The organism is Sphingomonas sabuli, from assembly GCF_014352855.1.
Lineage (GTDB): Bacteria > Pseudomonadota > Alphaproteobacteria > Sphingomonadales > Sphingomonadaceae > Sphingomicrobium > Sphingomicrobium sabuli.
In genome coordinates this window covers 695,242-721,939 of sequence record NZ_CP060697.1, presented here as the reverse complement: position 1 = coordinate 721,939, position 26,698 = coordinate 695,242, and the positions used below count along the sequence as shown (strand labels likewise).

The following is a 26,698-nucleotide window of genomic DNA, read 5'->3' as shown; positions in this document are numbered from 1 at the left end:
GAGCGGCGCCGAGTCATGCTTCCCGCGCGCATGCGCAGCGCAAGCGGATGGAGCGACGCCTGCATCCTCAATATCTCGCCGCGTGGCCTGCTCGTTTATTCCACCGGCGGGGCGAAGCCGGGAAGCTTCGTCGAAATCCGGCGCGGCACTCAACTGGTCGTGGCCCGGGTCGTGTGGCGGCAGAACCAGCGCATGGGCCTGTCCAGCACGGACCCGTTCCGGGTCGAGGACATCATCAGCAACGAAGTCGCCGCGGCCGCCGTGCAGGCGACGACGCGAATGGCGGAACGGCGGGTCATCCCGCGCACCGCGGACGACAATCGCCTGCGTGCCCGGGCGTTCGAGTTCCTGTGTATTGCGGCCTTCGCGGTCGCGCTGACCGGCAGCGTCGTGTTCTACGCTTACGAGGTCATGGCCGCGCCGCTTGCGGCAGTCCGCGCAGCGCTTGCCGGTCATTAAGCGCCCTTGAGTTCCGCCGCCGCAAGTGCATGAACGGCGGCGATGGCGGGGCCCCTTACCGGACTGACGATAATCGAACTGGCCGGCATTGGCCCGTCGCCTTTCGCGGGGATGATGCTGGCCGATCATGGCGCAACGGTCGTCCGCATCGAACGGGAAGGGATGCTCGGCATTCCCAACGATCCGCTGCTGCGGTCGCGGCGAAGCATCGCGCTCGACATCAGGACCGACGCCGGTCGCGAGGTGGTGCGCAAGCTTGCCGACCGGGCCGACGGGCTGATCGAAGGCTATCGTCCCGGGGTGATGGAACGCCTGGGCCTCGGCCCGGATGCGCTGCTGGATAGCAACCCGCGGCTGGTCTACGGGCGCGTGACCGGCTGGGGTCAGGAGGGGCCGCTGGCAACCACGGCCGGCCATGACATCGACTATCTCGCCATTACCGGGCTGTTGCATGGCATCGGGCCGGCCGAACGGCCGGTCGTGCCGGTCAATTACATCGCCGATTTCGCCGGGGGCGGCATGATGCTGGCCTTCTCCATGGTCGCGGCCTTGATCGACGTTCAGCGTGGCGGGGCGGGGCAGGTGATCGATTGCGCGATGAGCGACGGCGCGGCCCTGATCGGCGCGCTGACCTACGGGCTTCACGCCGCGGGCCTGTGGACCGACCGGCGAGAAGCCAATCTGCTCGACGGCGGCGACCCGGCGTACGGCATCTTTCGATGCAGCGACGGCAAGTTCGTCGCGCTGGGCGCGCTGGAACCGCACTTCCGCGCGGCGCTGTTCGACCGGCTCGGCCTGGATGCCGATGCGGCACGCGCGGATGTCGCGGCGGCGATTGCGACGCGCAGCCGCGATGACTGGGTCGCGCACTTCGCCGGCAGCGATGCCTGCGTCGCGCCGGTGCTCGACCTGGCCGAAGCTCCGGACCACCCGCATCATCGGGCGCGCGGGACCTTTATCGATCTTGACGGGGTCACCCAGCCCGGCCCGGCGCCGCGTTACTCCCGCAGCGTGATCCAGCCACCCGATCCACCGCGCCCCGGTGCCGACGGGGACGCGATCCTGTCCGAATTGGGCTATTCGGCCGACGATATCGGCGCCATGCGCCGCTCAGGAGTGCTGCGTTGAACCCGATCTACGAACAGATGGAAACAAGCGTGTTCGCGCGCATGTCGGCGCTTGCCGCCGACCATAAGGCGGTCAACCTGGGGCAGGGATTTCCCGATTTCGGCTGGCCCGACGCGATCCTCGACAAGGCGGCAGACGCCTTGCGCCACGGGTCCAACCAATATGCGCCCTCGCGCGGCACGCCCGAATTGCGCGACGCCATCGCCGGCCATTACGGCCGCTGGTTCGGGCAGGAGCTGAATTCCGATCACGTCTGCGTCACATCCGGAGCGACCGAGGCACTTGGCGCCTGCATCCTCGCCGCCATATCGCCGGGCGACGAAGTCATCATCTTCACGCCCGCCTATGACAGCTATGCGCCGATGATCCGCCGCGCCGGCGGCGTGGTCCGCGAAATCGCGCTACGCCCGCCCGAATGGCGGATCGATGCTGTCGCCCTGCAGGCCGCGATCGGGCCCAGGACGCGTGCGATCCTGTTCAACAACCCGCACAACCCGACCGGACGGCTGTTCGATGCCGCCGAACTGCAGGCCGTCGCCGACGCTGCAACCGCCTACGACCTTATCGTGATCAGCGACGAGGTGTGGGAGCATATCCTGCTCGATGGACAGACCTTCACGCCGCTCGCGTCGCTTCCGGGAATGGCCGAGCGCACATTGAAAGTGGGATCGGCGGGCAAGATCTTCTCGCTGACCGGGTGGAAGGTGGGGTGGATCGTCGCCGACCCGGCGCTTGCCGACGTCGCCGCGCGCGCGCACCAGTTCCTGACCTTTGCCACCGCGCCCAACCTGCAATCGGCCGTCGCCTTCGGCCTGGCGGAGGGCGATAGGTGGATAGCACCGATGCAGCAGCGCTTCGCCCGCGCCCGCGACCGGATGGTGCAAGGGTTGCAGGCTGCCGGCTATGCCGTCCTGCCGGCGGCCTCCAGCTATTTCCTGTGCGTCGACCTGCCTGCTTCGGAGATCGCCGTGGACGATGAGACCTTCGCCGCCGTGGCGGTCGAGCGGGCGGGGGTCGCGGTCGTGCCGGTGTCGCCGTTCGCCGAACAGGATCCGGTTCGCACAATCGTCCGCCTGTGCTTCGGCAAGCGCGACGACACCATCGATGCCGGCGTGGCCGCGATGGCAAGGGCAAAGGAGATGTTCGCATGACCCTGGCGGACGACGCACGACCGATCCTCAAGCAACTCGGCGTTACCGGGTCGGGATCGCTCGAAAGCCGCTCTCCGATCGACGGGTCGGTCATCGGCAGCGTGGCGCCGAGCACCGATGTCGCGGGTGCCTGCGCGGCGGCACAGGCCGCTTTCAGGGACTGGCGCAACGTTCCGGCCCCGCGCCGGGGCGAACTCGTCCGGCTGCTGGGCGAGGAGCTGCGCGCCGCCAAGGAGCCACTCGCTCGGCTGGTGACGCTCGAATGCGGCAAGATCGTCCAGGAGGGGCTGGGCGAGGTGCAGGAGATGATCGACATCTGCGACTTCGCGGTCGGCTTGTCGCGCCAGCTCTACGGCCTGACCATCGCCAGCGAGCGGCCGGAGCACCGGATGATGGAGCAATGGCATCCGTTGGGGCCGGTCGCGGTCATTACCGCCTTCAACTTTCCGGTCGCGGTGTGGGCATGGAACGCGGCGCTGGCGCTGGTCTGCGGCGACCCCGTAATCTGGAAGCCGAGCGAGAAGACCCCGTTGTGCGCCGAAGCGGTGATGGCGCTGGCGCGGCGCGCGCTTACTCGTTTCGGCGACGCGCCGGACGGCCTGCTGCAATGCGTGCAGGGCCGGGCTGATGTCGGCGAAGCGCTGGTCGCGGATCAGCGGGTCGCGCTGGTTTCGGCAACCGGGTCGACGCGCATGGGCCGAGCGGTGGGCCCGGTGGTCGCCGGCCGCTTCGCCCGGCTGTTGTTGGAGCTGGGCGGTAACAATGCCGCGATCGTCGCGCCGTCCGCCGACCTGACGCTGGCGGAGCGCGCCATCCTGTTTTCCGCCGCCGGCACCGCGGGGCAGCGCTGCACCACGCTGCGCCGGCTGATCGTCCATGACAGCATCGCCGACGAACTGGTCGGCCGATTGAAGACCCTGTTCGCCCAAGTCAGGGTCGGCGATCCGCGCGATCTCGGCACCCTGGTCGGACCGCTGATCGACGAGCAGGCGTTCGATGCGATGCGCCAGGCGGCCGGCGCGGCGATTGAGCGGGTCGAGGCCGTCGACGGCGGCTTTTACGTCCGCCCGGCACTGGTCGAAGTCGGCGCCCAGGAAGGTCGGGTGTGCGAGGAGACTTTTGCGCCGATCCTCTACGTCCTTCGCTATTCAGACCTCGACGAGGCAATCGACCTCAACAATGCCGTGTCGCAGGGTCTCAGCTCGTCCATCTTCACCAACGATTTGCGGGAAGCGGAGCGTTTCCTGTCGGCCTGCGGGTCGGATTGCGGCATCGCCAACGTCAATATCGGGTCGTCCGGGGCAGAGATTGGCGGCGCATTCGGCGGGGAAAAGGAAACCGGCGGTGGCCGCGAAAGCGGCTCGGACAGCTGGCGCGCCTACATGCGGCGACAGACCAATACCATCAACCGCGGCAACGAACTGCCGCTGGCTCAGGGCGTGAAGTTCGATATCGCGCCCTAGGCGGCAAGCTCCGGCCAGCGGCGGGCGAAATCGTCCTGCCACGCGATCACCGCGTCGCCGTCGATCGGGCGCGAGATGAAATATCCCTGCGCCACGTCGCACCGGATGGACCGCAGGAAGCGCAATTGTTCGGGCGTTTCGACGCCTTCGGCGGTGGCGACCAGGCCAAGCCCGTGGGCAAGGTCGATGATCGCCTTGACGATCACGCAGCTGTCGTGCGCGGTCGGCAGGTCGCGAACGAACAGCCGGTCGATCTTTACCTCCGTGAAGGGCAGCTGGCGAAGCTGCATCAGCGAGGAAAAGCCGGTGCCGAAATCGTCGATCGCCAGCCCGATGCCCTTGATTCGGAAACGCGTCAGCGTGTCCATCAGCTTGATTAGCGGCTGAGTCGCCCCTTCGGTCAATTCCAGCACCAGCCGATCGGTCGGAACCGCCAGTTCGCGGCAGATTCGTTCGACGAGGTCGGGAAAGTCGAGGTGCTGCAGGCTGAGCGCGGAAATATTGAAGGCAATGTCGGTATCCAGGCCCGCCTCGCGCCAGGTGAGCCACTGGCCAAGGGTGGTGCGCAGCCCCCATTCGGTGAGCGGCGCGATCAGCCCGTATTTTTCCGCCAAAGGCACGAATCGCGACGGTTCGACCGGCCCAAGTTCCGGCTCGTCCCAGCGGACCAACGCTTCCAGGCGGGTCAGCTTTCCCGTCTCAAGCTCGATCTTGGGCTGGTACACCATGTGCAGCGCGCCGGTGTCGAGGGCGCGTTCGAACCCTTCGACGAGCCGCTGTTCGGCGACGCCGGCTACTGGCTCGCCGATTGCGCGAGATCCTTGAGAATGTCCGCCAGCACTTCGAAGCGGACCGGTTTTTCCAGTGGGCCGACCATCTGCAGGCCCAGCGCCTCGCCCAACCGGAAGGCCGATTCCAGGACGCGGCGGTCGAAGCCGCTGAAGATCAGCACCGGCGCGCGGTGGTCATTATCCGCAAGGAAGCGCAGGAGTTCGACCCCGTCCATGCCCGGCATGCCAAGGTCGAGAACAACGATTTCCGGACGATCGGCAAGGACCGCGTCGCGAAACGCGCGATCATCAGCCGTCAATGTCGGAAGGTAGCCACATTCCCGCGCGACCTGAGCAACGAACTCGGCAAGCGCCGGTTCGTCGTCGATCACGAGCAATCGCGGCTGCCTCGCTTCGCCATCCTTCATGCGTTTCGCGCTTTGCGCTCCGTCGGTCCGGAATGAAACCGGTTTTTAACCGCACTCCATCCAAAAGCAGGACATTAGTGCTCCAAAGTGAAGGAAGGTGCGCATGTTCGCATCGATAATCCGCCGCAAGGGCGGCCAGGCGCCGGTTGATGAGCAGGCAGCGTTCGAGTCGACGACCTTCTCTCTGACGACGGCCGTGCCGCGGCCGGCGGAGCGTCGCGATGACGATCGCGTGATCCCGCTGCTGAAGGTCGCGAAGCTTCTGTGGGGCGACACCGAGCGGCTGATTCGCGTGCGCAATATCTCGGCCGGCGGACTGATGGCCGAAATCGCCGATTCGCCGCAGGTCGGACAGCCGGTGGCCGTGGAATTTTCCAGCCAGAAAATCCCGTCGAGCGTGATCTGGATCCGCGACGGGCTGGTCGGCATTAAGTTCGACCAGAGCGTGGACCTTGGCGAGTTGCTGGCCGGGCGCAAGCCGCGCCATGGCTTCCGTTCCCGCCCTCCGCGCCTGCATGTCGACTGCAGGGCGTCGGTGAAGGTGGGCAAGCTCTATTACACCGTAGACGTTCACGACATTTCGCTGGGCGGAATGAAGGTCGAACCGATCGAGGAAAATTGCCTCGGCTCGCAGGTCGTCGTCGTGGTGGAGAGCCTGCGCCCGATCAAGGGCGAGGTGCGGTGGTTTTCCGATCGCCGCGCGGGAATCGTGTTCAACAAGCCGCTGGAATTCGAAGAGCTGGCCGAATGGGTCGGCAAGCGGCTTGAAGTGGCTAGTCTGAAGGCCGCGTTCCCGCCCGCCTGACGCCCTCGCAATAGCCGCGGCGGATGCCTATCTCCTGCCTGAAAAGGAGATAGCGAATGGCTGACAATGTCGCAGTGCTTGCGGGCGGATGTTTCTGGTGCACGGAAGCGGTGTTCAACGATGTCGCGGGCGTGACCAGCGTCGAAAGCGGCTACACCGGCGGCCATGCCGACAATCCGACCTATCGCCAGGTGTGCGGCGGCGACACCGGCCACGCCGAAGCGATCAAGGTCACGTTCGACCCGGACGTCATCAGCTATCGCCAGCTGCTCGAGATCTTCTTCGCGACGCACGACCCGACGCAGCTCAACCGGCAGGGCAACGATGTCGGCACGCAGTACCGCTCGGCAATCTTCCCGCAGGACGAGACCCAGGACGCGGAAGCGCGCGAGGAAATGCAGCGCGCCCAGTCGCAATCCGACGGCCGGATCGTCACCACCATTGAGCCCAAGGCGCAATGGTGGCCGGCCGAGGACGATCACCAGTCCTATTGGGAGACGGAAGGCCAGCGTAACCCTTATTGCCTGGCGACCATTCCGCCCAAGTTGCAGAAGCTTCGCAAGAGCTTCCAGGCCCGCACCAAGAGCGCTGGCGCCGCCGCCTAACGCGGCGCCGCGGCCCGGCGCAGGCGGTCGTTGATCGCCGCGCCGAGCCCGGTGTCGGGCACCGGCGCGACCGCGATGCGCGGGTTGTCCGCTCGGTCGGCGCGATGGAGCAGGTCGAACAGGCTGGCGGCGGCTTCGACAAGGTCGCCGGTAGGACTTAGGCTGGCTGCACCCGCTATATCGCCGAAGCCAATCAGATATTCGCCGTCGAGAGCGCTGTTGGCGTTCAGGCGAAGCGGCTTGGACGGCGCATAATGGCTTGCCATCTGGCCCGGCGCCTCGATGGCGCTTCCGGACGCACTCGCTGCACCGGCTATCTCCAGCGGACCGCTGCGCAGGATCTGCAGGGCGCCGTCGCGCTCGGCGATGATGGTGGACTCGATACCGCCGGAACAGGGTCCGTCATCGACAATCAACGGAATGCGACCGCCCAGGCTGTGCAGCACATGATCGGCGCGCGTCGAACTGATCGATCCGCTGGCATTGGCGGACGGGGCGGCGAGCGGCCTGCCGACGGCTTCGAGCAGCGCACGCATCGCCGGATGCTGCGGAACGCGCACGGCTAAAGTGTCGAGACCGGCGCTGACGATCGAAGCGATTCCGCTGTCGGCCCGCCGGGGTGCGACGATGGTCAGCGGGCCGGGCCAGTGCGCCTCTGCCGCTTGCCGCACCAACGGGCCAAGATAGACCAGCTTCTCGGCATCCGCGATCGTCAAAACGTGAACGATCAATGGGTTGAACGACGGCCTTCCCTTGGCTTCGTAGATCCGTGCGACCGCTTCGGCGTTGGTCCCGTCGGCGGCCAGCCCGTAAACCGTCTCGGTCGGCACGGCGACCGGTGAGCCATCCAGCACCAGGCGCGCGGCCTTTGCGATGGTGGCGTCGGAAAAGGGCAGGGTGCGCGTCTGCATAGGACGCGGCAGATAGGGACTAGGCGCTCTGCATGTCGAGCAATTGGGTGGGCTCGATACCCAGCCGGTCCATGCGCTTGCGGATTTCCGGCCATTCCTGGTTGATGAAGCGATCGCGCTCGCTGTCCTGCAGCTTGGCGCATGCACCGGCGGCGACGAACAGCCCGACGCCGCGCTTCACCACCACCAGCCCGTCGTCCTGGAAACCCTGATAGGCCTTGGCCACGGTCAGCGGATTGGCCTGCTCCTCGGCGGCAAGCGCCCGGACCGATGGCAACGGGTCGCCGTCGCGGTAGCGGCCGGACAGAATCGCGTTTGCGATCGTCTCGCGCAACCGGACATAGACGGGCTTTTCATGCTGGGTGCGAAGCGTCATGCTGTCATAATACAGCAGCGCGGTCTCAGGTCAATCTCAAATGCCGTCGGGCGGTGTCCATGACCGCACCACGTCGCCCAAGGCGGGCCGGTCGCGTTCCTCCAGCGGCAGGCCGGACCGGCCGATGAAGAAGAAGCCGGCAATCCGCTCCCCCTCGCCGCAGAAGGCGTCGGTGACGCGCGGCGCATAGGTCCGCCACCCGGTCACCCAGCCGGCGTCGTAACCCAGCGCTTCCGCACCCAGCAGCAGGTTCATCCCCGCCGCGCCGCAGGACAGTTCCTGTTCCCACACCGGCACCTTGTGCCCGGCGACCGGCGCACAGACGAGCACGACGAGCGCCCCGCCGTAATGCGCGAAATCCTCTTCCTTCTGGTGCCGCGCCGGGATCGCCTGCGGATGGCTGTCGGTCAGCGCCTGGCGGAGCAAGGCGGAAAAAGCATCGCGCCGGTCGCCGTCGATGACGACGAAGCGCCACGGCGTCAGCTTGCCATGGTCGGGCGTACGCGCGGCGACGGTCAGGATGGTTTCCAGTTCCGCCCGCGTCGGGCCGGGCCCGCCGATGTCGCGCGGCCTGGCGGAGCGGCGGGTCGTCAGCAGGGACAGGGGCGAGGTGCGGTCGTTGAGCATGGCCGAACCTGTAAGCGCACAGCCGCCGCGTGCAACATGCGGACTTCACAAGTGGCTTTAGAGCGTTAGGGTACGCCCCCGAACAGGGCGGAGCGCCGCTCGCAACACGGGACGTATCAATGAAACCCATGGGCTTGTGGCAGGAAGGCGACTGGATCGCCGCGATCGCCGTCATCGTACTCGCCATCTTCCTGACGATCGGCGCCAAGGTCGCGATCCAGAAAGAACCGGAGTTCGCCGGGCACCCCAAGGGCCTGTACATGCTCTTCTTCGCCGAAATGTGGGAGCGCTTCTCCTACTACGGCATGCGGGCGCTGCTGATTTTCTACCTGACGCAGCACTGGCTGTTCAACGACAGCAAGTCGAACCTGATCTACGGCGCCTACACCAGCCTGGTGTACATCACGCCGGTCCTCGGCGGCTATCTGGCCGACCGTTATCTCGGCCAGCGCAAGGCGGTGCTGTTCGGCGGCATCCTGCTTGCCGTCGGCCACAGCCTGATGGCCGTCGAAGGCGTCGGCGGTCAGGACGACCCGACGATCAACGTCTTCTGGGCCGCGCTCGCCTTCATCATCGTCGGCTCCGGCTTCCTCAAGGCCAACATCTCGGTGATGGTCGGACAGCTCTATAAGATGACCGACGTCCGCCGCGACGGCGCCTACACCATCTTCTACATGGGCATTAACGTCGGCGCCGCCATCGGCACGATCCTCGTCGGCTACCTCGGCGAGACGATTGGCTGGGGCTATGGCTTCGGGCTAGCCGGTATCGGCATGCTCGCCGGCCTCGTCGTGTTCGTGCTCGGCAAGAAGGCGCTGCGCGGCGCCGGCGAAGCGCCGCAGGTCCTCGCTCGCTCGAAGGAGTATATGCTGTACGCCATCGGCGTCGGCGCGGTCGCGGTGATCTGGGCGCTGGTCCAGTATCAGGACGTGATCCAGATGCTTCTGGCCGTCTCCGGCATCGCGTTGCTTGGTTATGTGCTTTACGAAAGCTTCAAGCTGGAAAAGGAGCCGCGCGAACGGATGTTCGCCATCCTTTTCCTGATTGCGCTCAACCCCTTGTTCTGGGGCCTGTTCGAACAGGCCGGCGGATCAATGAACCTGTTCACCGACCGCTTCGTCGACCGTTCGGGCGTACCGGCCTCGATCTTCCAGTCGATCAATCCCATCTACATCATCATGCTGGCGCCGTTGTTCGCGGGCCTGTGGGTGTCGCTGGGCAAGCGCGGGCTTGAACCGTCGGCACCGGCCAAGTTCGGCCTGGCGCTGGCGCAGATGGGCCTGGCCAACCTCGTCCTGGTGTGGGGCGCGGAAGCCTATGGCATGGCGGCGATGACCCCGGTCCTGTTCGTCTTCCTCTACTACCTGTTCGCGACCACCGGCGAATTGTGCCTCAGCCCGGTGGGCCTGAGCGCAATGAACCGCCTCGCGCCACGCTACCTGGCCTCGCTCATCATGGGTGCGTGGTTCTACATGACCGCGGTCGGCAACTTCGTCGCCGGCAAGATCGGCGAAGCCACCGGCGGGCATGACGGGGAAATGAGCAAACAGGCGCTGCTCGACATCTACGAACTGTTCGGCTGGATCTCCATCGGCGCTGCGGTTGCGGTCCTGGCGCTGTCGCCGATCGTGAAGAAGTGGATGCACCTCGACACGCTGCGCGACCGCGACGAGCTCGCCGGTCAGTCGGAACTGGGCGAAGCGGAAGCCGCCGGCATGTTCCCGCAGGGCGAGGAAACGGGTCGGCCGCAAACCGACCCGCGCGGCCCGAGGGCCTGATGTTGCGCACGGCCGGGATCGCGGTGCTTGCCGCCGCGATCCTGACCGGGTGCGCGGGCGTCATCCCGGACAAAAAACGGCCGGGCGTCCGCATCAACGAAGATCCGTTCGCGTCCACCTACGCGCCTTATCCGGGCGTGCCGACGGCGATCCGCGGCGCGACGGCTTTCGACGGGCTCGGCGGGCGGATTGACAATGCCACGGTGATCCTTGCCGACGGCAAGGTGCAGGCGGTTGGCGGGCCGGACCTCGCGGTGCCGGCGGGCGCCCAGGTCATCGACGGCACAGGCAAGTTCGTCACGCCGGGCATCATTGACGTTCACAGCCACCTCGGCGACTATCCTTCGCCCGGAGTTGAATCGCTCTCCGACGGCAACGAGGCGACCTCTCCGGTGCGGCCCGAAGTCTGGGCCGAACATAGCGTCTGGCCGCAGGACCCGGGCTTTTCCCGCGCGCTGGTCAATGGCGGCATCACCGCGCTGCAGATCCTGCCCGGGTCGGCCAATCTTTTCGGCGGCCGGTCGGTGACCCTGAAGAACGTCCCGTCGCGCACCGTCCAAGGAATGAAATTCCCCGGCGCGCCGTACGGGCTGAAAATGGCCTGCGGCGAAAACCCGAAGCGGGTTTACGGGTCGAAGGGCAACATGCCCGGCACGCGCATGGGCAATGTCGCGCTGACCCGGCAAACATGGGCAAAGGCGCAGGCGTACAAGCGCAAGTGGGACGCTTATTACAAGAACGGCGGCACGATGCCGGAACGCGACCTGGCGATGGACACGCTGCGCGGCGTGCTCGCCGGCCGGATCCTGGTTCACAACCACTGTTACCGCGCCGACGAAATGGCCAACATGATCGATGTCGCCAGGGAGTTCGGCTACAAGATCACCGCCTTTCACCACGCGGTCGAAGCCTACAAGATCGCCGACCTGCTCGCGGCCGACGGCATCTGCGCGGCAATGTGGGCCGACTGGTACGGGTTCAAGATGGAAGCCTATGACGGGATCAAGGAGAATATCCCGCTGGTCCACAACGGTGGTTCGGGCTCCTGCGCCATCGTCCATTCGGACGATCCCAACGGCATCCAGCGCCTGAACCAGGAAGCGGCCAAGGCGCTTGCCGACGGTCAGCGCGCGGGCATACCCGGCCTGACGGAAGCCGTCGCCTGGACCTGGCTTTCGGCCAACCCCGCTCGGGCGCTGGGCATCTTCGACAAGACCGGCAGCCTGTCGCCCGGCAAGATGGGCGATGTCGTGCTGTGGAACGCCAATCCGTTCAGCATCTATGCGCGGCCCGAACGCGTGTGGATCGACGGCGCCCTGCTTTACGACGCCAACGACCCCAAGCGGCGGCCGGTCAGCGATTTCGAACTTGGCCAGCCCGGCGAAGGAGACACCAAATGATGCGCGCCGCGCTCGCCGCTGCGCTGCTCTTGCTCGCCGGCTCACCGGCCGCCGCGCAGACGCTGGCGATCGTCAACGGCACGGTCGCGCTGGGCGACGGGTCGGAGCCGATCCCGGGCGGCACCGTCATCATCCGCGACGGCCGCATCGTCGCCGCCGGCCGGCAGGTTGCCGTCCCGTCCAGCGCGCAGGTGATCGACGCGGCGGGCAAGTGGGTGACGCCGGGGATCGTCGCCGGCTTCTCGCGCCTTGGCCTGAGCGAGGTGGATTTGAGTGCGCAGGGGGTCGACGATGTTGCGGCGGGCAGCGGCCCGTTCAGCGCGGCGATCGACGTCGCGCCGGCAATCGATCCCACGTACACCACCATCGAGGTAAACCGCGCCGACGGCGTGACCCGCGCCCTCGTTGCGCCGGGGGCCCCGCGCAGCATCTTCGCCGGGCAAGGCGCGCTGATCGACACCGGCGACGACATGTACCCGATCACCCGCGCCCGGCTCTTCCAGTTCGTTGAACTTGGCGAAACCGGGGCAGGGAAGGCCGGCGGCTCGCGTCCATCGGCGCATCTACTGTTCCGCAACGCCCTGCGCGAGGCGGCGGAGCTGCGCCGTTACGGCGGCATCTCATCGCCCGGCAGCGAAAGCGACGACGCGCGGCTCCAGCCGGTGGTGCAGAACCCCAACGAGGGCCGCGCCTACGGCCCCGATGCGCGGCGCAGCCAGGACGTCTTGCTGACCCGTTTCGACGCCGCGGCGCTGGTGCCGGTGCTGCAGGGGTCGCAGTTTCTGCTGGTCCATGTCGAACGGGCCGCCGACATCCTGCAGGTGCTCAGGCTCAAGCGTGAATTCCGCGCACTGAAGATCGTCATCGTTAGCGCGAGCGAAGGCTGGCTGGTGGCGCGCGAATTGGCCGAAGCGAATGTGCCGGTGATCGCTTCCGCGGTGGTCGACCTGCCGGCGTCGTTCGAGCAACGCGCCGCGACCCAGTCCAACGTTGGCCGGATGCGCGACGCCGGGGTGCGGGTCGCCATCGGCATGATAAACGACGACGACACCCGCAACCTGTTCTACCAGCGCCAATATGCGGGCAATCTGGTCGCGTTGCAGAACGTTCCGGGGGCAAGCGGCGTAAGCTGGGGGGAGGCGTTGCGCCTGATCACCTCGGCACCCGCCGAAGCGGTCGGCATGGGCGGGGAGATCGGCAGCCTCGCCGCCGGTCGCCGCGCCGATGTCGTCATCTGGTCGGGCGATCCGCTCGATCCGCGCAATGCCGCCGAGGCCGTATTCATCGACGGCGTTCAACAGCCGCTGGTGACGCACCAGACGCGACTGCTCGAACGCTATCGCCATCTGCCGCGCCGCGACCTGCCGGAAGCGTACCGGCATTGACCCCGATGAGCGGGCTCATCCTCGCGTCCATCGCATTCGTCGGGACGCATTTTGCGATGTCTCACCCGCTGCGTGATCCGCTGGTCCGTCGTCTGGGTGAACGCGGGTTTCAGGGACTGTATTCGCTGGTCGCGCTTATCCTGTTCGGGCTGATGATCTGGTTTTACCGGGCCATCGGCGATCAGGCGCCCATATGGTCGCTTGGCCAGTGGGCGTGGATTGCGGGCGCGCTGCTAATGTGGCTGGCGGCGATCCTTTTCGCCGGCTCGTTCAGCGGCAATCCGGCGATGGTCGCCGGCAAGAAGCCGGTCGGGCCACCTAGGGGCGCGCTTGGCATCACGCGCCACCCGATGATGTGGAGCTTCGCCATCTGGGCGGTGGTGCATGCGGCGCTTTCCGGAACGACAAAGGCGCTGGTGCTCGACGGCGCAATCGCGATCCTCGCGCTTCTTGGCGCGGCGATGCAGGATCGCAAGAAAGCGTCCCTGCACGGCGACAATTGGCACGAGTGGACGGCGCGCACGGCGTTCGTGCCGTTCGGTCGCGGCGTTGCCAACCCCGGCGCGGTCGCCATCGTCGCCGGCACGTTCCTGTTCCTTCTCGCCACCTGGCTGCACCCGGCCCCGGTGGCGCCTTGGCTGTGGATCGGGTGATTGGCGCGCGCTAGGGTCCGACGATGAAACGCAAATTTTTCGGCACGGACGGTATCCGCGGCCTGACCAACACCGAACCGATGACGGCGCAAACGGCGTTGCGTATAGGCCAGGCAGCAGGCCGGCACTTCCTGCGCGGCGACCACCGCCACCGGGTGGTCATTGGCAAGGACACGCGCCTGTCCGGCTACATGATGGAATCGGCGCTGGTCGCCGGCTTCACCAGCGTCGGCATGGACGTCGTCATGGTCGGGCCGATGCCGACCCCGGCGGTGGCGATGCTGACAACCTCGATGCGCGCCGACCTCGGCGTGATGATCTCCGCCTCGCATAATCCGTTCGACGACAATGGCATCAAGCTGTTCGGTCCCGACGGCTACAAGCTCAGCGACAAGGACGAAGCCGCCATCGAACGGCGGCTGGGCGAGGATGCGAAGCTGGCCAAGCCCGACCTGATCGGGCGCGCCAAGCGGATCGACGATGCCCGCGGCCGCTATGTCCACCACGCGAAGGCGACGTTCCCGGAACGTCTTCGACTCGACGGGCTAAAGGTCGTCATCGATTGCGCCAATGGCGCTGCTTATCATGTCGCCCCCGATGCCTTGTGGGAATTGGGCGCCGACGTGATTCCGCTGGGGGTTGGTCCAGACGGCACCAACATCAATGACGATTGCGGCTCGACCAAGCCCCTGCTGCTGCAGGAAACGGTAGTCGCCAGCGGCGCCGACGTCGGCCTGGCGCTCGATGGCGACGCTGACCGCATCGTCGTGGTCGATGAAAAGGGCCAGATTGTCGACGGAGACCAGATGATGGCCCTAATCGCGCTCGATTATCAAAAGCGCGAGCGGCTCAAGGGGTCGGTGGTCGCCACCGTGATGTCCAACCTCGGCCTCGAACGGCGGCTGGAAGCGTCGGGCATCGGGCTTTTGCGGACGCAGGTCGGCGATCGCTATGTTCTCGAAGCGATGCGGGAGCAGGGCTGCAATGTCGGCGGGGAACAGTCCGGCCACATCATCCTGAGCGATTATTCGACCACCGGCGACGGATTGGTCGCGGGCTTGCAGGTGCTGGCCGCGCTGGTCGACAGCGGCAAACCGGCCAGCGAAGTTCTGCGCCAGTTCGAACCGTTGCCGCAGCTGCTCAAGAACGTCCGCTTCAGCGGCGGCGAGCCGCTGGAGAACGACGGCGTCAAGCAACGCATCGCTGCGGCAGAGCGCGAACTGGAGGGCAAGGGTCGGCTGCTGATCCGCAAGTCGGGCACCGAACCGCTGATCCGGGTCATGGCCGAAGGCGACGACGAAGCACTGGTCGAGCGTGTCGTCGACGACATCTGCGCGGCCGTCCAATCCGCGGCGTGAACCCTTTCTTGGGGATTTGCGGTGCAAGTGCAGGCGCGTGCACATGGAAAACTTCGCCGCGGGGCGCGGGACAATGGCGGCCAAGATGACGCCGACCGCGCGAATCCTGATCATCGCCGGCTCCGACAGCGGGGGCGGCGCCGGGATTCAGGCGGACATCAAAACCGTCACCATGCTTGGCGGCCATGCGACCACCGCCATCACCGCAATCACCGCGCAAAATACGCTTGGCGTCGATGCCGTTCATCCGGTCCCGACGGAAATGATCATCGCGCAGATGGATTCGATTATCGGCGACATCGGGGTCGACGCGGTCAAGATCGGCATGCTCCCGGGGCCCTTCGCCGCGGAGGCGATCGCCAACCGACTTAAGCAGATGGACAAGGTGCCGATCGTGTTCGACCCAGTGATGGTCGCGACCAGCGGGTCGAAGCTGGCGGACGACGCAACCATCGCCGCCTTCGGCAAGCTGATGGACATCGCGACCGTCGCGACGCCCAATCTGCCCGAGCTGCAGCGCCTGACCAGCGAGGACGACCCGGTCGCGGCTGCCCTGCATCTGGTTGGGCAGCATGGCTGCGCGGTTCTCATCAAGGGCGGTCATGAAGAAGGCGACGCCATCGCCGACGCGCTGATTGAGGAAGACAATATGACCAGCTGGCAAGGCCAGCGGATCCAGACCGACAACACGCACGGCACTGGCTGCACGCTGGCGACCGCGATCGCCACGTTTCTTGGCCAGGGCGCCAGCCTCAACACGGCCGTCGAACAGGCGCGGACGTTCGTCCGCGTCGCTCTCCACGACGCGCCGGACATCGGGCAGGGCGCCGGGCCGATCGGGCAGGGAAGCGTACGGCTGGACGTCGGCACGGGGCTGCGCCTCAACCAGGTCACTGTAACTGGCAGCAATTACCGCAAGTCGGTCGAATTCTATCGCACGCTCGGCCTCCGCCAGATCGTCGACAGCCCGGAAAACGGCTACGCCCGGTTCGAAGCGGCCGGCGGGGCGACGCTGTCGGTGCAAATCGACCCCGAGGAAACGATCCTCGCCACCACCGCCATCTATCTCGAATGCGACGACCTCGACGAACGGGTCGAACAGCTGGCGCGCAGCGGCATCACGTTCGAACATGGCCCGCGCAACCAGCCGTGGATGTGGCGCGAGGCGCGCCTGCGCGACCCGTCGGGCAACATCGTCTTCCTCTACCATGCGGGCGAGGCGCGCCGTTTCCCGCCGTGGCGCGTCGACTAATCCACAGAAAAGCAGGCTGAAAAGCGGCCTGCGCGCTGGAAATTCCACGGTCCGCGGGCTTAGCGTCGCGTTTCGATGTCGCGGACATGCACCTTCAAGCTGGAAATCGGCTTTCCGCAGCCTCTCGCCGGGGTGGACGAAGCTGGCTGCGCGTCGCTTGCGGGGCCGGTCGTAGCTGCAGCAGTCATTCTCGACCGTGACAATTTCCCGCGCGGGATCGACGATTCCAAAGCCTTGCCGATCGAGAAGCGCGAGTCGCTCTACGCCCGCATCACCACTCGGGCGGCGTGGGGCGTCGGTGTCGCGTCGGTCGAGGAAATCGATACGATCAATATCTATTGGGCGCGGATGCTGGCGATGACCCGGGCGGTCGAGGCGCTGGGCGTCGAGCCGGCCTGGGTGCTGGTAGACGGCAATGCCTGCCCACGCTGGCAGCGGCCATCGAAGGCCATCATCAAGGGCGATAGCAAATGCCGGTCGATCGGCGCCGCGTCGATCGTCGCCAAGGTCACCCGCGATCGGATGATGGCTGACTATGCCGTGCAATATCCCGGCTACGGCTGGGAGACCAACCGCGGCTATGGCACGCCCGAACATCTGCGCGGGCTGAGCACGCTCGGGCTGACCCCGCTGCATCGCCGAAGCTTCGCCCCGGTGCGCGAGATCGAGCGGGGCGCGGGCCGGCCGGACCTGCATGTGGTCGAAATCGGCACAGGCGAGTCCTTTGAGTCACACCCACCAGCAGTTGAGTCCGCACCGGCGCAGCTGACTCAACATCTTGTGGTGGAGCCCCGATCGGCGGCGTAGGAATTGCGGCTTTCGCCGCCGCGTTAACCCTTGTTTTGTTGACCGCGAGTCCGGGCTGACTCACTTTCCCCGGTTCATAGGGGGCTAATCGATCATGAACCTGCTTGCCCGAGTTGCGGAGCCTCAGCCGCGGGTGCGTACCCGCAAGGTCGAGCCCAGATCGTTGCCGCTGGACACCATCCTCAACGGCGACTGCATCGCCGAAATGGCGCGGCTGCCCGACAAATGCGTCGACATGATCTTCGCCGACCCGCCCTACAATCTGCAGCTGGGCGGCGACCTGTTCCGCCCCGAAGGCGGCCGCGTCGACGCGGTGGACGACGATTGGGACAAGTTCGACAGCCTGACCGCCTATGACGACTTTACCCGCGAGTGGCTGGAACAGGCGCGGCGCATCCTCAAGGACGACGGCACCATCTGGGTGATCGGCAGCTATCACAACATCTACCGCGTCGGCACGCTGCTGCAGGACGCGGAATTCTGGATCCTTAACGACATCGTGTGGCGCAAGTCGAACCCGATGCCCAACTTCCGCGGCACGCGGTTCACCAACGCACACGAAACACTGTTGTGGTGCGCCAAGGATGAAAAGGCGCGCTACACCTTCAACTATCGCGCGATGAAGGCGCTCAACGACGATCTGCAGATGCGCTCCGACTGGGTGTTGCCGATCTGCAGCGGGGCGGAGCGCGTGAAGGGCGACGACGGACTGAAGGCTCATCCGACGCAAAAGCCGGAAGCGCTGCTCTATCGCATTCTGCTGGCTTGCACGAAGCCGGGCGACGTCGTGCTCGACCCGTTCTTCGGAACCGGCACGACCGGGGCGGTGGCCCGGCGGCTCGGCCGGCACTGGGTCGGGATTGAACGCGACCGCGGCTATGTGAAGGTGGCTCGGGACCGGATCGGGTCGACCCTGCCGCTGGACGAAAGCGCGATGGCGACCATGGCCGACAAGCGCGCCGCGCCGCGCGTCGCCTTCGGCCTGCTGGTCGAAAGCGGCATGTGTCCGCCCGGAACGCGGCTGGTCGACGCGAAGCGGCGGTTTTCCGCCAGCGTTCGTGCTGACGGATCGGTGGAATCCGGCGCGCACAGCGGGTCGATCCACAAGGTCGGGGCAGCGCTGCAAGGCGCGCCGTCGTGCAACGGCTGGACCTTCTGGCACGTCGAGGACGGCAAGGCCCTGCAGCCGATCGACGCCTTGCGCCAACAGCATCTGTCCGCGCTATAGCGCGCGGCGATGCGCACTCTTCTTCGCCCCACCGCCTTCGTGGATTCCCCGTTCGGCCATGATGGCAAGGTCGCTCGCCTTGCCGGCGGCCTGAACTGGTTCGCCGCGGTTGAACTGCTGACCGTCAGCGACGGCAAGCGGGTAGGAGCGGAAATCGTTTCCGTTGAACAGCTTGAGGCGCATCTCGATGACGGGTTCGCAGCTGTCTGGAATAATCTGACGGCCGCTCGAGCGCCGCTGCAGCTTGGCCAGCGGACCGTGCGCCTCGACCAGCCGCAGGTAATGGGCATCGTCAACGCCACGCCGGACAGCTTTTCCGACGGCGGCCAGTTTGCCGATGCGGAAGCCGCTGCCGTTGCCGGGTCGTTGATGAGCGAAGCCGGCGCGGCGATTATCGACGTCGGTGGGGAATCAACCCGGCCCGGCGCGAAGCCGGTGTGGGAAGGCGATGAGATCGAGCGGGTCGAGCCGATCGTCCGCCGCCTCGCCGCCGGCGGGGCGGCCGTTTCGGTCGATACCCGCAAGGCTGACGTCATGACGGCAGCGCTCGCCGCCGGGGCGCACATGATCAATGACGTGTCGGCCCTGACCTTCGACCAGCGATCGGCCGAAACGGTGGCGGCGGCGGGGGTGCCGGTCGTTTTGATGCATCACCAGGGCAAGCCGGATGAGATGCAGGACAACCCGCGCTACGGCGACGTGGTGGTGGAGGTGTACGACTGGCTCGCGCAGCGGGTGGAGGCAGCCGAAGCTGCGGGGATCGCACGGTCCAGCATCCTCGTCGACGTCGGCTTCGGCTTCGGCAAGACCGTCGCCCACAATCTCGCCCTGATGAACAATCTCGCCCTGTTTCACGGGCTCGGCTGCCCGCTGGTGCTCGGGGCCAGCCGCAAGCGGACGATCGGCGCACTGTCCAACGAGGCGCCCGCGGACGAGCGGCTGGGCGGAAGCCTCGCGCTGGCGCTGAAAGCGGCAGAGCAGGGCGCGCAAGTGATCCGCGTCCATGACGTGCCGGAGACGGTGCAGGCACTGAAGGTATGGCGCGGGCTGCGCGACCAGGCGCTCACGCCGCGGGTTTGACTAAGAGGAGCGCCGTTCCTACATCGCCGCCGCAACGCTCGCGCGCGGGCGAGGCATGTCGCCATCTCCGTCGCGCCCCTTGAGCTTTTGAAGGATTTCCATGTTCGCCGCACTGGCCAAGAGCATCTTCGGATCGGCAAACGACCGCTATGTCCGCAGCCTCGGAAAATACGTCGACGCGATCAACGCGTTCGAGCCGACGATCGAAGCCCTCACCGACGAGGAGCTGCGCAACCAGACTGAAATCTTCCGCAAGCGGCTGGCCGACGGGCAGAAGCTCGACGACCTGCTGCCCGAAGCCTTCGCCACGGTGCGCGAGGCGGCCAAGCGAACGCTCGGCATGCGTCACTTCGACGTCCAGCTGATCGGCGGCATGGCGCTCCACCGCGGCGAGATCGCGGAAATGAAGACGGGCGAGGGCAAGACGCTGGTCGCGACTCTCGCGGTCTATCTGAATGCGCTTGAGGGCAAGGGCGTCCACGTCGTCACCGTCAACGACTATCTCGCTCGCCGCGACGCTGGCTGGATGGGCCAGGTTTATACGTTCCTCGGCATGTCGGTAGGCGTCATCGTCCCGAACCTTTCGGACGAGGAGCGCCGCGCCGCTTACGGGTCGGACATCACCTACGGCACGAACAACGAATTCGGCTTCGATTATCTGCGCGACAACATGAAATACACGCGCGAGCAGATGGTCCAGCGGCCGTTCAATTTCGCCATTGTCGACGAGGTGGACTCGATCCTCATCGACGAAGCGCGCACTCCGCTGATCATTTCCGGCCCGACCGACGACAAGTCGGAGCTGTACGTATCGGTCGACAAGATCGTGAAGACGTTCGTCGCGGACGATTACGAAAAGGACGAAAAGCAGCGCAGCATCGTCCTGACCGAGGACGGCACGGAGAAGGCCGAGCGGATGCTGGAGGAAGCAGGCCTGATCGAGGGCCGTAACCTCTACGACATCGTCAACACGCAGGCGGTCCACCACCTCAATCAGGCGCTCAAGGCCAACATGATGTTCAAGAAGGACATCGATTATATCGTCAAGGACGGGAAGGTCGTCATCATCGACGAATTCACCGGCCGGATGATGGACGGCCGGCGCTGGTCCGACGGCCTTCACCAGGCGGTCGAGGCCAAGGAAGGGGTCAATATCGAGCCCGAGAACCAGACCCTCGCCTCGATCACCTTCCAGAACTATTTCCGCATGTATCCGAAGCTATCGGGCATGACCGGCACGGCGATGACCGAAGCCCCGGAATTCTTCGACATCTACAAGATGAACGTGGTCGCCATCCCGACCAACGTGGTCGTCCAGCGCAAGGACGAGGACGACGAATTCTACAAGAACATGACCGACAAGTTCGGTGCAATCGCCAAGGAGATCAAGGCGCGCCAGGAACTGGGCCAGCCGGTTCTGGTCGGCACCGTGTCGATCGAAAAGTCCGAAGTGCTGTCCGAATTCCTCACTGCCGAGGGCATCCAGCACAAGGTTCTCAACGCCCGCTTCCATGAGAGCGAAGCGCATATCGTGGCCCAGGCCGGGCGGATGGGCGCAGTGACCGTGTCGACCAACATGGCCGGCCGCGGCACCGACATTCAGTTGGGCGGCAACGTCGAATTCCGCATCGAGGACGAGCTGTCCGAAGTCCCCGAAGGTCCGGACCGCGACAAGGCGATCGAAAAGATCGTCGCCGAGGTCGCGGAGGAAAAGCAGCAGGTGAAGGACGTCGGCGGGCTCTTCGTGCTCGGCACCGAGCGCCACGAAAGCCGCCGCATCGACAACCAGCTGCGCGGCCGTTCGGGCCGCCAGGGCGATCCGGGCCTGTCCCGCTTCTACCTCAGCCTCGACGACGACCTGCTGCGCATCTTCGGCCCGGAAACGATGTTCTCGCGCCTGATGAACAAGAACCTCGAGGATGGCGAAGCGATCGTCAGCCCGTGGATTTCCAAGGCCATCGAGACCGCGCAGAAGAAGGTCGAGGCGCGCAACTATGACGTGCGCAAGCAGGTCGTCGAATTCGACGACGTGATGAACGACCAGCGCAAGGTCATCTACGAGCAGCGCGCGGACATCATGGATGCCGAAAGCGTCGCCGACGTCATCGCCGACATGCGCGCGGATACCGCCGCGTCGGTGGTCCTCGCCAGCTGCCCGCCGGGAAGCTATCCCGAACAGTGGGACGTCGCGGCGCTCAAGGAAAGCATCGACACCGTGTTCGGGCTCCAGCCGCCGGTCGACGACTGGCTCGAGGAAGAAGCGGTCGAACAGGATCTGATGATCGAGCGGCTGCAGGCGCTTGCCGACCAGCAGATCGCGGAAAAGACCGCGCAGGTCGAACCGGAACGCTGGACCGAGGTCGAAAAGCAGATCTTGCTGCAGACGCTCGACCAGCATTGGAAGGACCATCTCGCCACGCTCGACGCGCTTCGCCAGGTCATCCACCTGCGCAGCTATGCGCAGAAGAAGCCGATCGACGAATATAAGCAGGAGGCGTTCCTGCTGTTCGAGCGGCTGCTCGTGTCGATCCGCGAGGAAGTCACAAGGATCCTGATGCACGCCAACGTGCAGTTCGAAGCGCCCGAGTTGCCGCCGCTGCCGGACTTTATCACCCAGCACATCGATCCGTTCTCGGGCGAGGACGACACCAACGACTTCGATGCCGGATTCGGCAACGAGCTTGGCAATATCGAGGTGGGCATTCCCAATCGCGTCCGCGGCGAAGGCGATGTCGAAACCGCGCCGCTCAGCCGCAATGCGCCATGCCCATGCGGGTCGGGCAAGAAGTACAAGCATTGCCACGGGCAACTGGCGTAGCCGACCCGGCGCCCGGCGCCGCAGCCAGCATCGACCGCGCTGCAGTCGGCCGCGCTTATCGGCCCGATGAGGAGGTCGTTTCCGCCGAACGGCTGACGCAGGCCCGGCTGGACCCCGGACAGGCGCGCGAAGCGACGAAGATCGCCCGCACGCTGGTCAAGGGCATGCGCGCGCACAAGGCGGACGGGCTCGACGCCTTCCTCGCCACCTACGACCTCGGCAGCGATGAGGGCATCGCGCTGATGTGCCTGGCTGAGGCGCTATTACGTATTCCCGACGCGGGCACTGCCGACGATTTGATTGCCGACAAGCTGGGCAAGGCGCATTGGGCGGAAAAGCTGGGCGAAAGCGACAGCGCCTTCGTCAACGCGGCGACCTTTTCGCTGCTGCTGACGGGCAAGGTGCTGGAAAGCGCCAACGACCGGTCGGACACGTGGCGGGCTGCCATCGGCCGTGCCGTCGGCCGGCTGGGCGAACCGGTCATCCGCACCGCCGTCGACCAGGCGATGCGCATCCTGGGCAAGCAATTCGTCTTCGGCCGCACCATCGACGAGGCGCTTCGGCGCGCCGCGCCCGAACGCAAGCTCGGTCTCACCCACAGTTTCGACATGCTCGGCGAAGCCGCGCGGACGATGGCCGACGCGGACCGTTACGCCGACTCCTACCGAAGCGCCCTCGACCGCATCGCGCGGGAAGCATCCGGCGGCTTTGCAAGCTCGCCCGGCATTTCCGTCAAGCTGTCGGCGCTCCATCCGCGGTACGAGTGGAGTCACGCGGACGAAGCCAAGGCCCATATCTTGCCGGTGTTGCGGGAACTCGCCGCCAAGGCCGCCGCCGCCGACATTCACCTGACCATCGATGCCGAGGAATCCGATCGGCTCGAACTGCAGATGGACCTGCTCGAGGCGCTGGTCGCGGACGATGCGCTGTTCGCCACCGAATGGGGCGGGTTGGGCATCGCCATCCAGGCATATCAGAAGCGCGCGCTGCCGCTGTGCGAATGGACCGTTGAGCTGGCACGCCGTCATGGCCGCAAGCTGATGGTCCGGCTGGTCAAGGGCGCTTATTGGGACACGGAGGTCAAGCTGGCGCAGGTCGGCGGGCTGTCCGATTATCCGGTGTTCACCCGCAAGATCGCGACCGACGTGTCCTACCTGGCATGCGCCCGGGTGCTGCTTGGTGCGGAGGAGGCGATTTATCCGGCCTTCGCGACGCACAATGCCAACACGATTGGGCAGGTGAAGGCGCTGGCGGGATCGACGCCGTTCGAGTTCCAGCGCCTCCACGGCATGGGCGAGGAATTATATGCCGAGCTGGCCAAGCTGGAAGCCGCGATCGGCGATCCGCAGACGCCGGTCCGCATCTATGCGCCGGTCGGCAGCCACAAGGAATTGCTCGCCTATCTCGTGCGGCGACTGCTTGAGAACGGCGCCAACTCGTCCTTCGTCAATCGCATCGCGGACGAGGATGTTTCCGCCGACGAGCTGGTTCGCGATCCGGTCGCCGAGCTCGACGCGCTTGCCTCCAGGCGCAACCCGCTGATCCCGCTGCCCAACGCCATATTCGGGGAGGCACGCAAGAACAGTGCTGGCGTCGACCTGTCCGACCCGCTGGTGCGCGAACCGTTACTCGGCCGCCTGCGGGCAATGGAAAGCCGGACCTACGAAGCCGCCCCCACCGAACGGTCGCGGGGCGAGCATCCGATCCGCCGCATCACCTCGCCGCACGACGACCGGATCGAAGTCGGCATCGCGCACGAAGCCACCGAAGGTGCGATCGACCGGGCGATGACCGCCGCAGCGCAGGCGCAACCCGCGTGGGACGCGCTTGGCGGCGAAGCCCGGGCGGCGTTGCTCGACAAGGCGGCCGACCTTTTCGAGGACGAGCGCGAAACCTTCTTTTCGCTGTGCATCCGCGAGGCCGGCAAAACCCTCCCCGACGCCGTGCTGGAAGTGCGCGAGGCGGTCGATTTCCTGCGCTATTACGCGTCCGAGGCGCGGCGCCAGTTTTCCCGGCCGATGCCGCTCCCCGGTCCGACGGGTGAAGTGAACGAACTGCGCCTGCACGGCCGCGGCGTATGGACCTGCATCAGCCCGTGGAATTTCCCGCTGGCGATTTTCACCGGACCGGTCGCCGCCGCACTGGCTGCGGGCAATGCGGTCATGGCCAAGCCGGCCGAGCAGACGCCGCTGATCGCCGGTTTTGCGCTCGAGCTGATGCACAAGGCGGGCATTCCCCGCGCCATCGTCCAGCTTGTCCCCGGCGACGGCAAGGTCGGCGCGGCGTTGACGTCGCATCGGCTGACCGCCGGCGTGGCCTTTACCGGATCGACCGATACGGCGCGGATGATCGCACGCAGCCTTGCCGATCGCACCGATGGGCCAATCGTCCCGCTGGTCGCGGAGACCGGCGGCCAGAACGCGATGATCGTCGACAGCTCCGCGCTGCCCGAACAGGTGACCCGGGATGTCGTCGCGTCGAGCTTCCAGAGCGCGGGCCAGCGCTGCTCGGCGCTGCGCGTGTTGTTCGTCCAGGACGACGTTGCCGACGATATGATCCGGATGATTGCCGGTGCGATCCAGGCACTGGCGATCGGCGATCCGGGCAAAATCACCACGGACGTCGGGCCGGTGATCGACGCACCCGCCCGCCAGGCGCTGCGCCGCCATCTCGACTGGCTCGATCTCCACGCCCGCAAGATCATCCGCGCGGAGGTACCGGTCGATCTGGCCGAACACGGTTTCTTTGTCCCGCCGGCAATGTACGAAATCGAGAGCCTGGCACAGCTGACCCAAGAGAATTTCGGGCCGGTGCTGCACGTCGTGCGCTGGAAGTCCGGTCAGCTCGACAAGGTGATCGAGCAGATCAATTCGACCGGCTACGGCCTCACGCTTGGCCTGCAGAGCCGGATCGACACGGTCGCCCACTATATCGAACAGCACGCCCGCGTCGGCAATCTCTACGTCAACCGCAACCAGATCGGCGCGGTGGTCGAAAGCCAGCCGTTCGGCGGGGAGGGGCTGTCGGGCACCGGCCCCAAGGCCGGCGGGCCGCATTACGTCGCACGCTTCGCGACGGAGCGGGTGACCTGCATCGACACCACTGCGGCGGGCGGCAACGCGAGCTTGATGGCGGCGCTTGAAGGGTGAAGTTTCGGCGCAAGGTCGAATCCGCGCGGTCCGTCGGCGGGCAATAGGCCGCGCGATCGCGGCGTTCCGCAATTAGCGCCGCTAATCGGCAGCTAGCGGAAAAATGGCTCCCCGAGTTGGATTCGAACCAACGACCAAGTGATTAACAGTCACCTACTCTACCGCTGAGCTATCGGGGAGCGGTCCAGTTTGGACGGTCGCGCCTATGACTCAGCCGCCGGTGTTTCGCAACCCTCAAGTGGCGAACTGCTCCATCGCGATGCGCTCGTCGAGCGCATGTTCGGGGTCGAAGAGCAGGGTCAGCGAACGATCCCGGTCCAGCCGGACGTCGACCTGCACCACGTCGCGCACTTCGAACTGGTCGGCGACGGCGGAAACGGGGCGGTTTTCCGCTTCGTGCACCGCGAAGGAGATGGCCGTGTCGTCGGGCAGGATCGCGCCCGACCAGCGGCGCGGCCGAAAGGGGCTGATCGGGGTCAGCGCGAGCATCTTCGCCTGCAGCGGCAGGATCGGGCCGCCGGCGGACAGGTTGTAGGCCGTGGAGCCCGCGGGCGTCGCCACGAGTACGCCGTCGCAGGCCAGTTCCGGCATCGCCGAGCGGCCGTTGACCGACACTTCGATCTTGGCCGTCTGGCGCGTTTCGCGGAGCAGGGAGACTTCGTTGATCGCGGCGTGCGTGAAGCTGTCGCCGCCAAGCGTTCGCGCGGTCATCTCAAGCGGGGCGACGCGGATCGCCTTGGCCCCGGCGATGCGCTCTTCCAGGTCTTCCACCAGCCAATCGTTCATCAGGAAGCCGACCGTGCCGCGGTTCATCCCGAACACGGGCCGCGATACGCCGTCTTCCAGCATCTGGTGCAGCGTCTGCAGCATGAACCCGTCACCGCCCAAAGCGACCAGCACGTCGGCCTCGCTCTCCTCTACCCAGCCATACCGGCGGCGGAGCAGGGCTTCGGCCGCCTTGGCCGGCTCGGTGTGCGAGGACAGCAGGCCGATCTTCTTGCCGGCGAGGTCGATGCTCGGCTGGGCGGAAAGGTCGTCGGGGCTCAAGCTGTTACCTCGCTGGCGTC

At 66.1% G+C, this 26,698-nt stretch carries 22 protein-coding genes, 1 tRNA gene and 1 pseudogene; 17 read left to right on the top strand and 7 right to left on the bottom strand.

Annotation, left to right across the window (positions count from 1 at the left end):
• Nucleotides 1-15 precede the first annotated feature (15 nt).
• The 4 genes from H8M03_RS03620 to amaB are packed head-to-tail and all read left to right on the top strand — an operon-like array spanning nucleotide 16 to nucleotide 4,201.
• Nucleotides 16-459: a hypothetical protein gene (locus tag H8M03_RS03620; protein ID WP_187480391.1), complete on the top strand. Its 444-nt coding sequence runs from the start codon at nucleotides 16-18 to the stop codon at nucleotides 457-459.
• Nucleotides 460-501: 42 nt separating this feature from the next.
• On the top strand, nucleotides 502-1,587 hold the full coding sequence (locus tag H8M03_RS03615) for a CaiB/BaiF CoA transferase family protein (RefSeq protein ID WP_187480390.1): 1,086 nt from the start codon (nucleotides 502-504) through the stop codon (nucleotides 1,585-1,587).
• Nucleotides 1,584-2,738, top strand: coding sequence for an aminotransferase (locus H8M03_RS03610; RefSeq protein WP_187480389.1), 1,155 nt, complete (start codon nucleotides 1,584-1,586; stop codon nucleotides 2,736-2,738). The genes H8M03_RS03615 and H8M03_RS03610 overlap by 4 nt, the downstream gene beginning before the upstream one ends.
• The gene (gene amaB / locus H8M03_RS03605) at nucleotides 2,735-4,201 is read left to right on the top strand and encodes an L-piperidine-6-carboxylate dehydrogenase (RefSeq protein WP_187480388.1); all 1,467 of its coding nucleotides are present in this window, start codon (nucleotides 2,735-2,737) and stop codon (nucleotides 4,199-4,201) included. Before H8M03_RS03610 ends, amaB begins: the two co-directional genes overlap by 4 nt.
• Here amaB and H8M03_RS03600 read toward each other — a convergent pair.
• On the bottom strand, nucleotides 4,198-4,929 hold the full coding sequence (locus H8M03_RS03600; RefSeq protein ID WP_187480387.1) for an EAL domain-containing protein: 732 nt from the start codon (nucleotides 4,927-4,929) through the stop codon (nucleotides 4,198-4,200). The two genes, amaB and H8M03_RS03600, sit on opposite strands and share 4 nt — an antisense overlap.
• 65 nt (nucleotides 4,930-4,994) lie before the next feature.
• Entirely contained in the window at nucleotides 4,995-5,399 is a 405-nt protein-coding gene (locus tag H8M03_RS03595) for a response regulator (protein ID WP_187480386.1), read from the bottom strand.
• 103 nt (nucleotides 5,400-5,502) lie between these two features.
• On the opposite strand from H8M03_RS03595, the gene H8M03_RS03590 reads away from it, so the two are divergent.
• Both H8M03_RS03590 and msrA read left to right on the top strand, forming a co-directional pair.
• On the top strand, nucleotides 5,503-6,204 hold the full coding sequence (locus H8M03_RS03590) for a PilZ domain-containing protein (RefSeq protein ID WP_187480385.1): 702 nt from the start codon (nucleotides 5,503-5,505) through the stop codon (nucleotides 6,202-6,204).
• A 56-nt stretch (nucleotides 6,205-6,260) separates the two neighbouring features.
• Entirely contained in the window at nucleotides 6,261-6,809 is a 549-nt protein-coding gene (gene msrA, locus H8M03_RS03585) for a peptide-methionine (S)-S-oxide reductase MsrA (protein ID WP_187480384.1), read from the top strand.
• Here the strand turns inward: msrA and H8M03_RS03580 are convergent.
• From H8M03_RS03580 to H8M03_RS03570, 3 genes are read right to left on the bottom strand one after another with little or no spacing between them, the layout of a single operon-like run.
• Nucleotides 6,806-7,720, bottom strand: coding sequence for an L-threonylcarbamoyladenylate synthase (locus tag H8M03_RS03580; protein WP_187480383.1), 915 nt, complete (start codon nucleotides 7,718-7,720; stop codon nucleotides 6,806-6,808). The two genes, msrA and H8M03_RS03580, sit on opposite strands and share 4 nt — an antisense overlap.
• A gap of 19 nt (nucleotides 7,721-7,739) precedes the next feature.
• Complete coding sequence (locus tag H8M03_RS03575) at nucleotides 7,740-8,096, bottom strand: GntR family transcriptional regulator (RefSeq protein WP_187480382.1); 357 nt, start codon at nucleotides 8,094-8,096, stop codon at nucleotides 7,740-7,742.
• Between the two features lie 36 nt (nucleotides 8,097-8,132).
• Nucleotides 8,133-8,723, bottom strand: a complete 591-nt coding sequence (locus tag H8M03_RS03570; protein WP_187480381.1) for a nitroreductase family protein — start codon at nucleotides 8,721-8,723, stop codon at nucleotides 8,133-8,135.
• A 119-nt stretch (nucleotides 8,724-8,842) separates the two neighbouring features.
• Here H8M03_RS03570 and H8M03_RS03565 point away from each other — a divergent pair, with 119 nt between their 5' ends.
• From H8M03_RS03565 to putA, 11 genes and pseudogenes are all read left to right on the top strand, one after another.
• Nucleotides 8,843-10,501, top strand: coding sequence for a peptide MFS transporter (locus H8M03_RS03565; protein WP_187480380.1), 1,659 nt, complete (start codon nucleotides 8,843-8,845; stop codon nucleotides 10,499-10,501).
• Nucleotides 10,501-11,901: an amidohydrolase gene (locus H8M03_RS03560; protein WP_187480379.1), complete on the top strand. Its 1,401-nt coding sequence runs from the start codon at nucleotides 10,501-10,503 to the stop codon at nucleotides 11,899-11,901. The genes H8M03_RS03565 and H8M03_RS03560 overlap by 1 nt, the downstream gene beginning before the upstream one ends.
• Entirely contained in the window at nucleotides 11,898-13,286 is a 1,389-nt protein-coding gene (locus H8M03_RS03555; protein WP_187480378.1) for an amidohydrolase family protein, read from the top strand. The genes H8M03_RS03560 and H8M03_RS03555 overlap by 4 nt, the downstream gene beginning before the upstream one ends.
• 5 nt (nucleotides 13,287-13,291) lie before the next feature.
• Nucleotides 13,292-13,939 carry an NnrU family protein gene (locus tag H8M03_RS03550; RefSeq protein ID WP_246449060.1) on the top strand — a complete coding sequence of 216 codons (648 nt, stop codon included), beginning with the start codon at nucleotides 13,292-13,294 and terminating at the stop codon, nucleotides 13,937-13,939.
• A gap of 23 nt (nucleotides 13,940-13,962) precedes the next feature.
• Nucleotides 13,963-15,297: a phosphoglucosamine mutase gene (gene glmM / locus H8M03_RS03545; protein WP_187480376.1), complete on the top strand. Its 1,335-nt coding sequence runs from the start codon at nucleotides 13,963-13,965 to the stop codon at nucleotides 15,295-15,297.
• A gap of 43 nt (nucleotides 15,298-15,340) precedes the next feature.
• Nucleotides 15,341-16,549 (top strand): bifunctional hydroxymethylpyrimidine kinase/phosphomethylpyrimidine kinase, encoded by a 1,209-nt coding sequence (thiD, locus tag H8M03_RS03540; protein WP_246449057.1) that lies wholly within the window; start codon nucleotides 15,341-15,343, stop codon nucleotides 16,547-16,549.
• 75 nt (nucleotides 16,550-16,624) lie between these two features.
• A pseudogene (locus H8M03_RS03535) lies at nucleotides 16,625-17,212 on the top strand (ribonuclease HII); the annotation flags it as partial.
• 238 nt (nucleotides 17,213-17,450) lie between these two features.
• Complete coding sequence (locus tag H8M03_RS03530; protein WP_187480374.1) at nucleotides 17,451-18,584, top strand: site-specific DNA-methyltransferase; 1,134 nt, start codon at nucleotides 17,451-17,453, stop codon at nucleotides 18,582-18,584.
• Between the two features lie 9 nt (nucleotides 18,585-18,593).
• Nucleotides 18,594-19,664: a dihydropteroate synthase gene (folP, locus tag H8M03_RS03525; protein WP_187480373.1), complete on the top strand. Its 1,071-nt coding sequence runs from the start codon at nucleotides 18,594-18,596 to the stop codon at nucleotides 19,662-19,664.
• Nucleotides 19,665-19,764: 100 nt separating this feature from the next.
• Nucleotides 19,765-22,482: a preprotein translocase subunit SecA gene (gene secA, locus H8M03_RS03520; RefSeq protein ID WP_187480372.1), complete on the top strand. Its 2,718-nt coding sequence runs from the start codon at nucleotides 19,765-19,767 to the stop codon at nucleotides 22,480-22,482.
• Nucleotides 22,461-25,631: a bifunctional proline dehydrogenase/L-glutamate gamma-semialdehyde dehydrogenase PutA gene (gene putA / locus H8M03_RS03515; RefSeq protein WP_246449055.1), complete on the top strand. Its 3,171-nt coding sequence runs from the start codon at nucleotides 22,461-22,463 to the stop codon at nucleotides 25,629-25,631. The genes secA and putA overlap by 22 nt, the downstream gene beginning before the upstream one ends.
• A 104-nt stretch (nucleotides 25,632-25,735) precedes the next feature.
• Here putA and H8M03_RS03510 read toward each other — a convergent pair.
• Nucleotides 25,736-25,810 (bottom strand) — tRNA-Asn (locus H8M03_RS03510).
• A gap of 55 nt (nucleotides 25,811-25,865) precedes the next feature.
• Nucleotides 25,866-26,678, bottom strand: a complete 813-nt coding sequence (locus H8M03_RS03505; RefSeq protein ID WP_246449052.1) for an NAD kinase — start codon at nucleotides 26,676-26,678, stop codon at nucleotides 25,866-25,868.
• Nucleotides 26,679-26,698: the final 20 nt, after the last annotated feature.

Excerpts from the sequence above, each read along its gene's own strand:
- H8M03_RS03620 (WP_187480391.1), top strand. The coding sequence starts at position 16 with ATGCTTCCCGCGCGCATGCGCAGCGCAAGCGGATGGAGCGACGCCTGC.
- H8M03_RS03615 (WP_187480390.1), top strand. The coding sequence starts at position 502 with ATGGCGGGGCCCCTTACCGGACTGACGATAATCGAACTGGCCGGCATT.
- amaB (WP_187480388.1), top strand. The coding sequence starts at position 2,735 with ATGACCCTGGCGGACGACGCACGACCGATCCTCAAGCAACTCGGCGTT.
- H8M03_RS03600 (WP_187480387.1), bottom strand. The coding sequence starts at position 4,929 with ATGGTGTACCAGCCCAAGATCGAGCTTGAGACGGGAAAGCTGACCCGC.
- H8M03_RS03595 (WP_187480386.1), bottom strand. The coding sequence starts at position 5,399 with ATGAAGGATGGCGAAGCGAGGCAGCCGCGATTGCTCGTGATCGACGAC.
- H8M03_RS03590 (WP_187480385.1), top strand. The coding sequence starts at position 5,503 with ATGTTCGCATCGATAATCCGCCGCAAGGGCGGCCAGGCGCCGGTTGAT.
- msrA (WP_187480384.1), top strand. The coding sequence starts at position 6,261 with ATGGCTGACAATGTCGCAGTGCTTGCGGGCGGATGTTTCTGGTGCACG.
- H8M03_RS03580 (WP_187480383.1), bottom strand. The coding sequence starts at position 7,720 with ATGCAGACGCGCACCCTGCCCTTTTCCGACGCCACCATCGCAAAGGCC.
- H8M03_RS03575 (WP_187480382.1), bottom strand. The coding sequence starts at position 8,096 with ATGACGCTTCGCACCCAGCATGAAAAGCCCGTCTATGTCCGGTTGCGC.
- H8M03_RS03570 (WP_187480381.1), bottom strand. The coding sequence starts at position 8,723 with ATGCTCAACGACCGCACCTCGCCCCTGTCCCTGCTGACGACCCGCCGC.
- H8M03_RS03565 (WP_187480380.1), top strand. The coding sequence starts at position 8,843 with ATGAAACCCATGGGCTTGTGGCAGGAAGGCGACTGGATCGCCGCGATC.
- H8M03_RS03560 (WP_187480379.1), top strand. The coding sequence starts at position 10,501 with ATGTTGCGCACGGCCGGGATCGCGGTGCTTGCCGCCGCGATCCTGACC.
- H8M03_RS03555 (WP_187480378.1), top strand. The coding sequence starts at position 11,898 with ATGATGCGCGCCGCGCTCGCCGCTGCGCTGCTCTTGCTCGCCGGCTCA.
- H8M03_RS03550 (WP_246449060.1), top strand. The coding sequence starts at position 13,292 with ATGAGCGGGCTCATCCTCGCGTCCATCGCATTCGTCGGGACGCATTTT.
- glmM (WP_187480376.1), top strand. The coding sequence starts at position 13,963 with ATGAAACGCAAATTTTTCGGCACGGACGGTATCCGCGGCCTGACCAAC.
- thiD (WP_246449057.1), top strand. The coding sequence starts at position 15,341 with ATGGAAAACTTCGCCGCGGGGCGCGGGACAATGGCGGCCAAGATGACG.
- H8M03_RS03530 (WP_187480374.1), top strand. The coding sequence starts at position 17,451 with ATGAACCTGCTTGCCCGAGTTGCGGAGCCTCAGCCGCGGGTGCGTACC.
- folP (WP_187480373.1), top strand. The coding sequence starts at position 18,594 with ATGCGCACTCTTCTTCGCCCCACCGCCTTCGTGGATTCCCCGTTCGGC.
- secA (WP_187480372.1), top strand. The coding sequence starts at position 19,765 with ATGTTCGCCGCACTGGCCAAGAGCATCTTCGGATCGGCAAACGACCGC.